Source organism: Pseudomonas psychrophila (assembly GCF_001043005.1).
Lineage (GTDB): Bacteria > Pseudomonadota > Gammaproteobacteria > Pseudomonadales > Pseudomonadaceae > Aquipseudomonas > Aquipseudomonas psychrophila.
Window position 1 is genome coordinate 267279 of record NZ_JYKZ01000004.1, and the last position, 12597, is coordinate 279875.

The following is a 12597-nucleotide window of genomic DNA, read 5'->3' on the forward strand; positions in this document are numbered from 1 at the left end:
GTGTCGTTGTACTCCACAAAAAAAATAACCGGAGCACCTCATGTCCAATCCCGTTTTGCAACAGGCGCTAAGTAAAATCCGCTGGCGCATCCTGCCCTTTGTCGCGTTGATGTTCGCGATGGCCATCATCGACCGTTCCAACATCGGCTTTGCCAAACACGCCTTTCAGGCGGACACCGGCCTGAGCAACGCGGCGTTTGCCTTGGGCGCAGGGATTTTCTTTATCGGCTATGCGGTATTTGAAGTCCCGAGCAACCTGATGCTGCACAAGATCGGTGCCCGTATCTGGCTGAGCCGGATCATGGTCACCTGGGGCCTGGTGTCGGCGGCGATGATGTTTGCCCACGACGAAACCAGCTTTTACATCCTGCGTTTTTTGCTGGGCGTGGCCGAAGCCGGCCTGTCGCCGGGAGTGGTGCTGTATCTGACCTACTGGTTCCCGCAGAACCAGCGCGGCTCGGCCTATGGCATCTACTACTTTGGCGTACCGGTCTCGCTGATGGTAGGCGGGCCGGTGTCGGGCTGGCTGCTGGAAACCGCGCAGTTCGGCCTTACCGGCTGGCAATGGATGTTTGTGACTGAAGGTCTGGCGGCTTCGATCATCGGCGTGTTTGCGTTCTTTTATCTGACCGACAAGCCCCGGGATGCCAAGTGGCTGAGCCGCGAAGAAAAGGCAGCCATTGAGCACGAGCTTGAAAAGGAACACCTGCTCAAGGCCAACAAGGGGCCTTCGTCGTGGCGCGCGGCACTGATCAACCCGATGGTGCTGTACTTCACCCTGATCTATTTCACGATTCAGGTCAGCGTGTACGGGGTGCTGTTCTATCTGCCGACGCGGATCGCCGAGTTGCTGGGCACCGGCATTGGCTTGAAGGTTGGCGCACTGACTTCAATCCCGTGGATTGCCACCGTGTGCATGCTGTATATCGTGACCCGCTACGCCGACCGCAAAGGTCAGCAAACTCGCTTCGCCGCGCTAATGCTGGCTTTGGCCGCAGTGGGCATGGTCGGCTCGACATTAAGTGGCAGCCTGCCGCTGGTGATATTGGCGTTCTGCATCGCGGCCGCCGGATTCATCACCGTGCAACCGCTGTTCTGGACCCTGCCTACCCGTTTTCTGGGGGGCGCGGCAGCTGCCAGCGGGATTGCCGTGATTGGCGCGCTGGGTAATCTGGGCGGGTTCCTGGCACCAACGGTCAAAACCTGGGCCGAGGGCTACTTCAACAATCCGCACGCGGGCATGTACTTTTTGGCCGGGACGGCGTTGTTGGGCGCGCTGATGTTGATTCGCAGCGCAAGAGCCGGACATGAGCCAGGCAAACAGGTCGATTCACCGTCCGTGACAGCACCCGCGTCACACTGACCGGGCAGCGGGTATTAACACGGGTCACATGTGAGCTACATTGGGAAACAGTTGGAATCAAAACAACAGCCCGTAATCTCACAAAGGGTGACCCGTGAATACCAATCAAAAACTGCGAACCTTCGACCTGATTCGAGAAGCGGTACTGCCCGAGTACCGCGACCGGGTGGACGAATATCTGAGCCTTTATGAAGAGGCGCTGCACAACCAAAACACCCGCACTGCCGACATTCACGCCAGCGCTCATCAACTGCGCGGCTACCTGCGCGGCCTGAACACCACCCGGGTGCTGGGCATGGCTGACTGGGAAGAGCTGGACCGACGCATTACCGAGTCGTGGTTATAAGCGCCTCATCATTCCCGTAGCAGCTGCCGAAGGAACGAGGCTGCGTCCGGCGGCGCAGCCGTCGTTAGTCAGGTGCCTCGTTGTGTCAGGCGAAAACGGAATTCAGGTTTCACGACGGCTGCGCCGCCGGACGCAGCCTCGCTCCGCTCGTCAGCTGCTACAAAGCCTGCGCCTCGCGAAGCTGCAGGGGTGACGATGCATTCCCGCCCGGCTCCTTGAGCAACGCAAAGTAGGCAAAGGCTGAACACGCAGCGACCACCGCACTGATCACGAATGCCGAAGAAAACGAGCCGCTCTGCTGCACGCTGAACCCCGTCAGGATCGGGGCAATGGAGCCCGCCAAATAACCGCCAAAGTTCTGGATCGAACCAAACGAAGCGACACGCTCCGACGGCACGATGGTGTTGACGATCATCCAGGCCGTGGCGCTGGAGATGTTGATGAAGAACATGGTCAGGCACAGCAGGATCACGCACGCCACCACGTTGGTGGTAAACGCCACGATCAGGGTAAACAGCGCCCCGCCGAGCAGGCCCAGAATCACCATCAGTTTTCGGCTGGCCAGTACCCGCATGCCCCTCGCCACCAGACGGTCACAGCACTTGCCCGCGACGATGGTGCCCAGGGCGCCGAACAGATAAGCCAGCGATACCACCCAGGCCGTGCGATACAGGTCCAGGCCATGCTCGCGTTCAAAGTAGCCGGGCAGCCAGGTGAGGTTGAGCCAGATCATGTAGATCACGCCCATGAACCCGAGAAAGGCCCCCCATGTATTGCGATCCTTGAACAACGAGGTCCAGCGCACTTTCGGTGCCTTGGCCTGTTGCACCGGCACCGGTTCTGCACGGCCTGTCTCGGCCATGTATTGCGCTTTGCTTTTGTAGAACTTGAACCAGCACACCGCCAATAACAGGCCCATCACACCGGTCAGGATGAACATCCCGCGCCAGCCCAGATGCACCATGAATACGGTCAACAAAGGCGGCGCCAGGCACGGCCCGATGCAGGTCGAGGACCACACCCAGCCGGTTGCCGTGCCCCGCTCCTGGGTGTCGAACCACTCCGACAAGGCCTTGGCCGCCGAAGGAAAGACCGGTGCCTCGCCAATCCCCAGCAATACCCTCAGCCCGACCAGATGGCCATAGCTGCTGAACAGCCCGAAAGCCGCCTGCGCCACCGACCACACCACCAGCGATCCACCCAGCGCCAACTTGCTGCCCAGCTTGTCGATCAGGGCACCGAGGGGCAATTGGGAGAAGGCGTAGGCCACGGAAAAGGCAGAGAGCATCACGCCCATTTGCATCGGGCTGATGGCAAGGTCTTTCTGGATGGTGGTGTTGGCGATGGACAGTGCACTTCGGTCGAGGTAATTGACCACGCCAATCAGGAACAGGAAGAAGATTGTCAGCGTCTTGTAGCTTTTTATTGTTCTCATTCGCGCCTCTCATGAGCGGTTGCGCCCCTACCCGGCAGGTGGGGCGTCGATCACTTTAGAGGGCGATGCGGCCGCTGCCCAATCACATGATTGGATCAGTTAATAACTGCGAGTTATCAAGGTGTCTGGCGAGCGCCGCGCAGAGCATCGGGCCCGCTCAATAGCGCATCGATAAAAGCTTTTGCAGACCACTGCGGCTCTTCGTTACGCCGGGTGATGACGCCGTAATCCGCCAAGACCAGCGGAAACGGTAAGGCTAGACGGGTCAGGCGTCCGGCCTGGATTTCTGGCTCGACCATCGATTCAGCCAGCATCGCCACCGCCGGGGTTGTCTGCAGCAGCTGCATGGTGGTTTGCAGGGACACGGTTTCGACGGTGTTTTCCGGGGTCTGCATGCCGGCTTCGACAAAGGCTTTTTCTACCCGCGCACGCATCGGTGTGCCTGTGGGGTAGATCACCCATGGCCAGCTGCCGAGTTCAGCCAAGGGGACTTCACTGGCTCCAGCCAAGGGATGCTGACTGCCGGTGACCAGACACAACGGCTCCGGCGCCAGCGCCTGGAACTCGAACAACTCACGATGACGGTCGAGGGTAAACCGGGCCACCACCAGGTCCAGCTCCTTGTGTTCGAGCAAGGTCAGCATGTTGGCGCTGGTGCCTTCAAGCACTTGCACGGTAAGCAGTGGCCACTGCTGCTTGACCCGCACAATTGCCGCGGGCACGGCCAAAGCCGTCGCGGCATAGATCGTGCCGACCTTCAGCAGGCCATGTCCGCCCTGGCGCAGATGATTGATCTGGCTGACAAACTGGCCGGTGTCGTTCAGCGCGATCTGGGCGAACCGGGCCACGTGGGTGCCCAGGTCGGTCAGCGTCATGCTGCGCGGCAAGCGGGCGAAAACTTCGAAGCCCAACTGGTGCTCGATTTCACGCAGCATCTTGCTAACAGCCGGCTGGCTGATGCTCATTTCCTGTGCCGTGGCATGCATGTTTTGCGTGCGCGCCAGGGTGTCGATCAGCACCAAATGGCGAAACCTCAGCCAGTTGCACAGCTGGTTAAACCCGACATCCGCCATCCGATAACCTCCGGTTATTAAGTCCTGAGAATATCTCATTGGCGATTATCGCAAAGCAACATTAGTGTGCAGTGGTTGCGCCAAATAATAACAACGGACACTTGTCATGAACCTAGCCAATAAACGCGTTCTGATCACCGCTGCAGCGCAAGGCATAGGCCGCGCATCGGTAATGGCTTTTCGGGATGCCGGCGCTCAGGTCATCGCCACCGACCTGAATATCGAAGCCTTGCACGACATCCCCGGCATTCAAACCCTCTCTCTGGACGTGACCCGTGCGTCGGACATTGACGCTATCAGCCAGCAAGTGGGCAACGTGGACGTGCTGTTCAACTGCGCAGGTTATGTGCACAGCGGCGCTGTGCTGGACTGCGACGAACAGGCCTGGCAATTCTCATTCGACCTCAACGTAACGGCCATGTACCGGATGATCCGTGCCTTCTTGCCGGGCATGTTGAGCAACGGGGGCGGTTCGATCATCAACATGGCCTCGGTGGCCTCCAGCGTTAAAGGCGTGCCCAACCGTTTTGCCTACACCGCCAGCAAGGCCGCCGTGATTGGCCTGACCAAATCCGTGGCCGCCGATTACGTGCGCCAGGGCATTCGCTGCAACGCCATTTGCCCCGGCACCGTGGACTCCCCGTCGCTGCGCCAGCGCATCGCCCAGCAGGCACTTGAGCAAGGACGTTCCGAAGCTGAGGTGTATCAAGCTTTTGTTGACCGCCAGCCCATGGGCCGCATCGGCCACGCTGAAGAAATCGCCCAGTTGGCGTTGTACCTGGCCAGCGACGCCAGCAGCTACACCACCGGCACCACCCAAGTGATTGATGGCGGGATGAGCAACTGAAACCTGACTGTGGGAGCGAGCCTGCTCGCGAAGGCATCAGCGCCTGTTTCGCGAGCAGGCTCGCTCCCACAGAACATATTTAAATATAGGAGTGCTTATGAAACTGCTGCGCTACGGCGATAAAGGTCAGGAAAAACCCGGTCTGCTGGATGCTCAAGGCAATATCCGTGATGTGTCGGCGCACATCGCTGATGTCGCAGGCTCCGCGCTCAATCCCGAAAGCCTGGCCGCACTCAGCAAAATCGACCCCGCCACCCTGCCTCTGGTCAGCGGCTCGCCTCGAATCGGCGCCTGCGTCGGCCAGGTCGGCAAGTTCATCTGCATCGGTCTGAACTATGCGGACCACGCCGCAGAATCCGGCCTGGCCGTGCCGTCGGAGCCGGTGGTGTTCAGTAAATGGACCAGCGCCATCTGCGGCCCCAACGATAACGTCGAAATCCCCCGCGACTCGACCAAGACCGACTGGGAAGTCGAGTTGGGCGTGGTGATCGGCAAGGGCGGACGCAATATCGACGAACACAACGCACTGGAACACGTGGCCGGTTACTGCGTGATCAACGATGTGTCCGAGCGCGAATGGCAGCTGGAACGTGGCGGCACCTGGGACAAGGGCAAGGGCTTCGACACCTTCGGTCCCCTCGGCCCGTGGCTGGTGACCCGTGATGAAATCACCGATCCACACCAGCTCGACCTGTGGCTTGAGGTCGACGGACAGCGCTACCAGAACGGCAATACCCGCACCATGGTGTTCCAGATCCCGGCATTGATTGCCTACCTGAGCCGCTGCATGTCACTGCAACCGGGCGATGTGATTTCCACCGGTACGCCGCCGGGTGTGGGCCTGGGCGTCAAGCCGTCGCCGGTCTATCTGCGCCCGGGTCAGGAAATGCGCCTGGGCATCAGCGGCCTTGGCGAGCAGCGCCAGCGCACCGTGCAGGCCGACTGATTCACCGCTCAAACAACTATAAGAAACAGGGGCTGTACATGAGAATTCTAATCACCGGCGGTACCGGTTTTATCGGCAAGCAACTGGCTCAGCGCCTGCTTGACCTGAACACCCTGACCCTCGAAGGCCAGGCGCCTCGTGCCATTGAACGCATCGTGCTGTTTGACGCCTTTGCTGGGGAAGACCTGCCCGATGACCCGCGCATCGAACTGGTGACCGGCGATGTGGCTGACCCGCACGTTATCGCCCGAGTGACTGACGGCGTGGATCTGGTCTGGCACCTGGCAGCAGTGGTCAGTTCGGCCGCCGAGGCGGATTTCGACCTCGGCATGCAGGTCAACCTGCACGGCCTGATGCTGCTGCTCGAAACCCTGCGCAAACAGGGCAACACACCGCGCTTTGTGTATGCCAGCGGCTTCGCCGTATTTGGTGGCGCGCTGCCGCCTGTGGTCGATGACAATACCGTGCTCACGCCGCAGTCCTCCTACGGCATGCAAAAAGCCGTGGGCGAACTGCTGGTGGCTGACTATGCCCGCAAGGGTTTTGTCGATGGTCGCGTGCTGCGCCTGCCAACGGTGGCTGTGCGCCCCGGCAAGCCGAACAAGGCCGCATCAACCTTCTTCAGCTCGATCATTCGCGAGCCGCTGGTGGGTCTGCCTGCCGTGTGCCCGGTGCGCCCGGACACCCAGGTGTACCTCACGTCTCCGCGGCGGATTATTGAGTCGATGCTGCTGGGCATGACCCTGTCACCGCAAACCCTGGGCAACGAACGCATCATCCCGCTGCCGGGTGTGACCACCACCGTGGCGGACATGGTCTCGGCGCTGCAACGGGTGGCAGGAGAGGACGTGACAAAGCTGATTCGCTGGGAGCCGGACGCTACCATCCAGCGCATCGTGGAAAGCTGGCCGAGCAAGGTCCAGGCTCCACGCGCCCGAGCCCTGGGCTTTACCGCCGACCCGGACTTCGACGCCATCGTGCGCGCCCATATCGAGGATACGGCCCCCAAATAACCCCACACCTCTGTGGGAGCGGGCTTGCTCGCGACGGGATCGATGCGGTTGTTCAGTGACACCGCGTCGCCTTTATCGCGAGCAAGCCCGCTCCCACAAAAAGCAAAAAAGCTCGCGTTACACACAACAATAAAAACTGAGGCCGTGCGATATGACCACAACGCCACTTCCCGATGTCTCCGACATCGAACAACAGACGATCAAGCGCGTTACCAAGCGCATGATCCCCTTTCTCATCCTGCTGTTTGTGGTCGCCTTTCTGGACCGTAACAACGTCGGGTTCGCCGCACTGCGGATGAACGAAGACATCGGCATCAGCCAGACCATTTATGGCCTGGGCGCGGGTATTTTCTTCCTCGGCTACTTCATGTTCGAAGTGCCGAGCAACATTCTGCTGCACCGCTACGGCGCCCGGGTCTGGATTGCGCGGATCATGGTGACCTGGGGCATCATCGCAGGCGCTATGGGCTTTCTGCAGACGCCCGTACACTTCGTTTCCCTGCGCGTACTGCTGGGTATTGCCGAAGCCGGGTTCTTCCCCGGGGTGATTTACCTGCTGTCGCTGTGGTTCCCGAGCCGTTACCGCGCCCGCATGATCGCCACCTTTTACCTGGGCGTACCCATCGCACAAATCATCGGCGCACCGTTGTCGGTAGGCCTGATGGAGCTGGGCGATGCCTGGGGCTTCGTCGGCTGGCGCCTGATGTACATCGTCGAGGCCGTACCGGCCGTGATCCTCGGTGTGGTGTGCTACTTCTACCTCACTGACCACCCGGCCGACGCGCACTGGCTGACCGACAAACAGCGTAACTGGCTGATCAATACCCTGGCCCAGGAAGAGCGCAACAAACCGCTGGTGGTGGGCATTCAACCAACCAAAGGCCAGATGATCCGCAAGGCTCTGTGCAACCGCCAGGTATGGCTGTTGGCATTGGTGTATTTCGGCATCACCTCGGGCTCCAACGCGATGAACTTCTTCATGCCCACCGTACTGGCCTCGTTCCGTGGCTCGTTCGGGCTTGAAATCGGCCTGATGCAAAATGGTCTGATCACCGCCATCCCTTACGCCGTTGCCGCTGTAGCGATGATCTGGTGGAGCCGTCGCTCTGATCGTCTGCAAGAGCGTCACTGGCATGCGGGCGGCGCTGCCATGCTCGCGGCGGTGTCCATAGCCGTCGCGTTATGGCTCAACCAGCCGTGGATCATCGTCGTCGGCTTTATCCTTCTGGCGATGGGTGTGTACAGCGCAATCAACGTGTTCTGGGCCGTACCGGGGCAAGTGCTGACCGGCGTTGGCGCTGCCGTGGGGATTGGCCTGATCAACTCCATCGGTAACCTCAGCGGCTTTATCGGCCCTTACCTGACAGGCTATCTGTTCACCGTTACCGGCAGCTACACCCCGGGCTTTATGGTGATTGCAGCGCTGGTCGGCCTGGGTGGCCTGGGCATGGTGCTGATGCCACGCAACAAGGTGTCGCAGATTGGCGCAGAAATGGCCCCGGCTGTTGGAGGCAAAGCATGAGCCTGCCTGCCGTAGCCTTTATCGGAACCGGGATCATGGGCCAGCCCATGGCCCGCAACCTGCTGCACGCAGGCTTTGCGGTACGGGCATGGAACCGTTCGCCGGCCAAGGTGCAGGAACTCTCGGCACAAGGTGCTGAGGTTTTCCAGACCCCGGCTCAAGCAGCACACGGCGCGCAAGTGCTGATCTGCATGCTCAGCGATGGTCCGACTTGCGACGAGATTCTGTTTGGCGACAACGGCGCGGCCCTGGCCTTGGCACAGGGTGCGCTGGTGATTGTGATGAGTTCGATCCCCGTCGACACCGCTGCCGAGCAAGCGCGGTTGTGTGCCGAACGCGGCCTGCGCTACCTCGACGCCCCGGTGTCGGGGGGCGAGCGCGGCGCGCGGGAAGCCAGCCTGGCGATCATGGTCGGCGGTGAAGCTGAGGCCTTCGAACAGGGCCGCGAGGTGCTGGCTGCCATGGGCCGCCCGGTACACGTAGGCCCGGCGGGCACTGGCGAACTGTCCAAGCTGGTCAACCAGTTGATCGTCGCCAGCACCATCGCCACCGTCGCCGAAGGCCTGCTGCTGGCCGAGCGCGGCGGCGCGGACCCGTCAAAAGTCCACGAAGCGCTGATGGGAGGCTTTGTCGATTCGCCGATCTGGCGTCAACACGGTCAACGCATGCTCAACAACGACTTCACTCCCGGCGGCCCTGCCAAGTGGCAGCTCAAGGACACCCGAACCGCCCTCGCTCAGGCGCAAAAGCTGGGCCTTAACCTGCCCGTGGGCAGCCTGGTGGACAGTCTGTTTGCAGCCATGGTCGAGGCCGGAGATGGCGAACTCGACCACGCCGGACTGATCCGTCAGTTGCGCCGTAACAACCCATTACCCGAATAATTTGCTGGAGCCTGCCATGACCGATTCAACCCCACGCCGCCTGCGCAGCCAGCTGTGGTTCGATGATCCAAGTCACGCTGACCTTACCGCGCTGTACGTTGAACGCTACATGAACCAGGGCCTGACCCGCGCCGAACTGCAATCGGGGCGGCCCATTATCGGTATCGCCCAGACCGGCAGCGACCTGACGCCCTGCAACCGCCATCACATCGAACTGGCCAAGCGGGTCAAGGACGGCATTCGCGACGCGGGTGGCATTCCGATGGAATTCCCGGTGCACCCGATCGCCGAGCAGTCACGCCGGCCCACCGCCGCGCTGGATCGCAACCTCGCCTATCTAGGTCTGGTGGAAGTGCTTCATGGCTACCCGCTGGACGGTGTGGTGCTGACCACTGGCTGCGATAAAACCACCCCGGCGTGCCTGATGGCGGCGGCCACCACTGACCTGCCCTCCATTGTATTGTCCGGTGGGCCGATGCTCGACGGTTGGCACAAAGGCCAGCGCATCGGCTCCGGCACAGTGTTGTGGCATGCGCGCAATCTGCTCAGCGCAGGCGAGATCGATTACGAAGGGTTCATGACCCTGACCACCGCCTCTTCGCCTTCGGTTGGGCACTGCAACACCATGGGCACCGCCCTGTCGATGAACGCCCTGGCCGAAGCGCTGGGCATGTCGCTGCCCGGCTGCGCCAGTATCCCGGCGCCGTACCGCGAACGCGGGCAGATGGCCTATGCCACCGGCATGCGGATTGTCGATCTGGTTCGCGAGGATGTACGCCCATCGCAGATCATGACCCACGCTGCATTCGAAAACGCCATTGCCGTGGCCTCGGCACTGGGCGCGTCCACCAACTGCCCGCCGCACTTGATTGCCATTGCCCGCCACAGCGGCATTGATCTGTCGCTCGAAGATTGGCAGCGCGTGGGCGAAGACGTGCCGCTGCTGGTCAACTGCATGCCGGCCGGCGAATACCTGGGCGAAAGTTTCCACCGTGCAGGCGGCGTACCGGCGGTGATGCATGAACTGGACAAGGTTGGCCTCCTGCACCGCGACTGCCTCACGGTGAGTGGCCGCACCATGGGCGAGGTGGTCGCCGACACCGTCACCGGCGATCGCGATGTGATCCGCGCCTTCGAAGACCCGCTGATGCACCGTGCCGGTTTTATCGTGCTCAGCGGCAACTTCTTCGACAGCGCCATCATGAAAATGTCGGTGGTGGGTGAAGCCTTCCGCAAGACCTACCTCAGCGACCCGTTGCAACCCAACAGCTTCGAAGCGCGGGCCATTGTGTTCGAGGGACCCGAAGACTATCAGGCACGGATCAACGACCCGACGCTGGATATCGATGAGCGCTGCATCCTGGTGATTCGCGGCTGCGGCACCGTGGGTTTCCCCGGCAGTGGCGAGGTGGTGAACATGGCCCCGCCTTCCAACCTGATCAAGGCCGGGATCGACTCACTGCCGTGCATGGGCGATGGCCGCCAAAGCGGTACGTCGGCCAGCCCGTCGATCCTCAACATGTCCCCGGAATCTGCCGTAGGTGGCGGCCTGTCACTGCTGCGCACGGGAGATCGCCTGCGCGTCGACCTGAATGCGCGCAGCGTCAATTTGCTGGTGGACGAAACCGTACTCAACGAGCGTCGCCAGGAACCGCTGCCGCCGCTGGCCCCGTCGCAAACACCGTGGCAGGAACTGTATCGCCAACTGGTCGGCCAGTTGTCCACCGGCGGCTGCCTGGAACCGGCAACGTTGTACTGGCGCGTAATCCCGGAAAACGGCCCGCCCCGCCACTCTCACTAGAAACCACAGACACATGACTTGTGGGAGCGAGCCTGCTCGCGAAGCAGACGCTGCGGATGCTCAGGCAAACCGCAGTGACTCGATCGCGAGCAGGCTCGCTCCCACGAATCTCGATGTACCTTTTTCAAGGATCAGGCCTATGCAAACGCTGCAATTGACCGTAGAAAACTCCCTGCCCAATGACTGGCAACGCGCGACACTGGTCGGTCGCGTATGGCTGCCCGGCGAGCGTGGTGGCCCGGCCGTGGTAGTGGTTCGAGACGGCGAAGTGATCGACTGCACTGCGCACTTCCCCACCCTGAGCTCGCTGCTGGAAAGCGCCAAGCCGCTGCAAAGCCTGCGTGAAATCAGCGGTACTGCCCTGGGTACGATTCAGGCCGTGCTGGCCAACAGTGGCGAGCAACGTGACATGGCCAAGCCCTACCTGCTGGCCCCTGCAGACCTGCAAGTGATCAAGGCGGCAGGCGTGACATTTGCCGCCAGCATGATCGAGCGGGTCATCGAAGAAAAAGCAGGCGGAGATGCACTGCGCGCCCAAGAGATCCGCGCATTGGTGCAAGAAGTCATTGGCGACAACCTGCGCGATCTGCGTCCCGGCTCACCTGAAGCCATGCGCCTCAAGCAGGTGCTGATCGAACAGAACATGTGGTCCCAGTACCTGGAAGTCGGTATCGGCCCGGACGCCGAGATCTTCACCAAGGCCCCGATTCTGGCGGCGGTGGGCAGCGGTAATGCCATCGGCATTCACCCGGGTTCAAGCTGGAACAACCCCGAACCGGAAGTCGTACTGGCGGTGGACAGCCAGGGCCGGATTCACGGCGCAACCCTGGGCAACGACGTCAACCTGCGCGACTTCGAAGGCCGCAGTGCGCTGCTGCTGAGCAAGGCCAAGGACAACAACGCATCCTGCGCACTGGGACCGTTTATTCGCCTGTTCGACGAACACTTCAGTCTCGATGACGTGCGCCACTGCGAAGTGACCTTGCGCGTCGAAGGCACGGACGGCTATGTACTGGACGGCAAGAGTTCCATGAACCAGATCAGCCGCGACCCGGCCGACCTGGCAGAGCAGACGCTCAATGCCAACCACCAGTACCCGGACGGCTTTGTACTGTTTCTCGGCACCCTGTTCGCGCCCACCGAAGACCGCGACCACCCGGGTCAGGGTTTCACCCACAAAGCGGACGATATCGTGAGCATTTCATCACCCACACTGGGCGCCCTGCACAACCGCGTGACGGGTAGCGACCAGGCGCCGCAATGGGCGTTTGGGGTGGGTGCATTGATGAAGAACCTGGCACAGCGGGGGTTACTCCGCCAGGCTTGAATGACGGGCTAAGCCACAAAAAAGGCCCCGCCTGTTAAACAGT

11 protein-coding genes are annotated in these 12597 nt (G+C 61.3%); 9 read left to right on the forward strand and 2 right to left on the reverse strand.

Annotation, left to right across the window (positions count from 1 at the left end; translation table 11 throughout):
- Positions 1-40 precede the first annotated feature (40 nt).
- Positions 41-1363, forward strand: a complete 1323-nt coding sequence (locus TU76_RS12590) for an MFS transporter (protein WP_019823368.1) — start codon at positions 41-43, stop codon at positions 1361-1363.
- Positions 1364-1457: 94 nt separating this feature from the next.
- A complete protein-coding gene (locus tag TU76_RS12595; RefSeq protein ID WP_019823369.1) occupies positions 1458-1709 on the forward strand; it encodes a hypothetical protein in 252 nt (83 codons plus the stop codon).
- A 157-nt stretch (positions 1710-1866) separates the two neighbouring features.
- On the opposite strand, the gene TU76_RS12600 is transcribed toward TU76_RS12595, so the two are convergent.
- On the reverse strand, positions 1867-3144 hold the full coding sequence (locus TU76_RS12600) for an MFS transporter (RefSeq protein WP_019823371.1): 1278 nt from the start codon (positions 3142-3144) through the stop codon (positions 1867-1869).
- A gap of 116 nt (positions 3145-3260) precedes the next feature.
- The gene (locus TU76_RS12605) at positions 3261-4217 is read right to left on the reverse strand and encodes a LysR family transcriptional regulator (protein WP_019823372.1); all 957 of its coding nucleotides are present in this window, start codon (positions 4215-4217) and stop codon (positions 3261-3263) included.
- Positions 4218-4323: 106 nt separating this feature from the next.
- On the opposite strand from TU76_RS12605, the gene TU76_RS12610 reads away from it, so the two are divergent.
- The 7 genes from TU76_RS12610 to TU76_RS12640 all read left to right on the forward strand — a co-directional run bounded on the left by TU76_RS12610 (position 4324) and on the right by TU76_RS12640 (position 12554).
- A complete protein-coding gene (locus TU76_RS12610) occupies positions 4324-5064 on the forward strand; it encodes an SDR family oxidoreductase (protein WP_048351767.1) in 741 nt (246 codons plus the stop codon).
- A 97-nt stretch (positions 5065-5161) separates the two neighbouring features.
- Complete coding sequence (locus TU76_RS12615; protein WP_019823375.1) at positions 5162-6010, forward strand: ureidoglycolate lyase; 849 nt, start codon at positions 5162-5164, stop codon at positions 6008-6010.
- A 38-nt stretch (positions 6011-6048) separates the two neighbouring features.
- The gene (denD, locus tag TU76_RS12620; protein ID WP_019823376.1) at positions 6049-7023 is read left to right on the forward strand and encodes a D-erythronate dehydrogenase; all 975 of its coding nucleotides are present in this window, start codon (positions 6049-6051) and stop codon (positions 7021-7023) included.
- Positions 7024-7174: 151 nt separating this feature from the next.
- Positions 7175-8545 carry an MFS transporter gene (locus tag TU76_RS12625; RefSeq protein WP_019823378.1) on the forward strand — a complete coding sequence of 457 codons (1371 nt, stop codon included), beginning with the start codon at positions 7175-7177 and terminating at the stop codon, positions 8543-8545.
- Positions 8542-9426 (forward strand): NAD(P)-dependent oxidoreductase, encoded by an 885-nt coding sequence (locus TU76_RS12630; protein ID WP_046808559.1) that lies wholly within the window; start codon positions 8542-8544, stop codon positions 9424-9426. The genes TU76_RS12625 and TU76_RS12630 overlap by 4 nt, the downstream gene beginning before the upstream one ends.
- Before the next feature lie 16 nt (positions 9427-9442).
- The gene (locus TU76_RS12635; protein ID WP_019823383.1) at positions 9443-11227 is read left to right on the forward strand and encodes an IlvD/Edd family dehydratase; all 1785 of its coding nucleotides are present in this window, start codon (positions 9443-9445) and stop codon (positions 11225-11227) included.
- A 139-nt stretch (positions 11228-11366) separates the two neighbouring features.
- Complete coding sequence (locus tag TU76_RS12640; RefSeq protein WP_019823385.1) at positions 11367-12554, forward strand: fumarylacetoacetate hydrolase family protein; 1188 nt, start codon at positions 11367-11369, stop codon at positions 12552-12554.
- Positions 12555-12597: the final 43 nt, after the last annotated feature.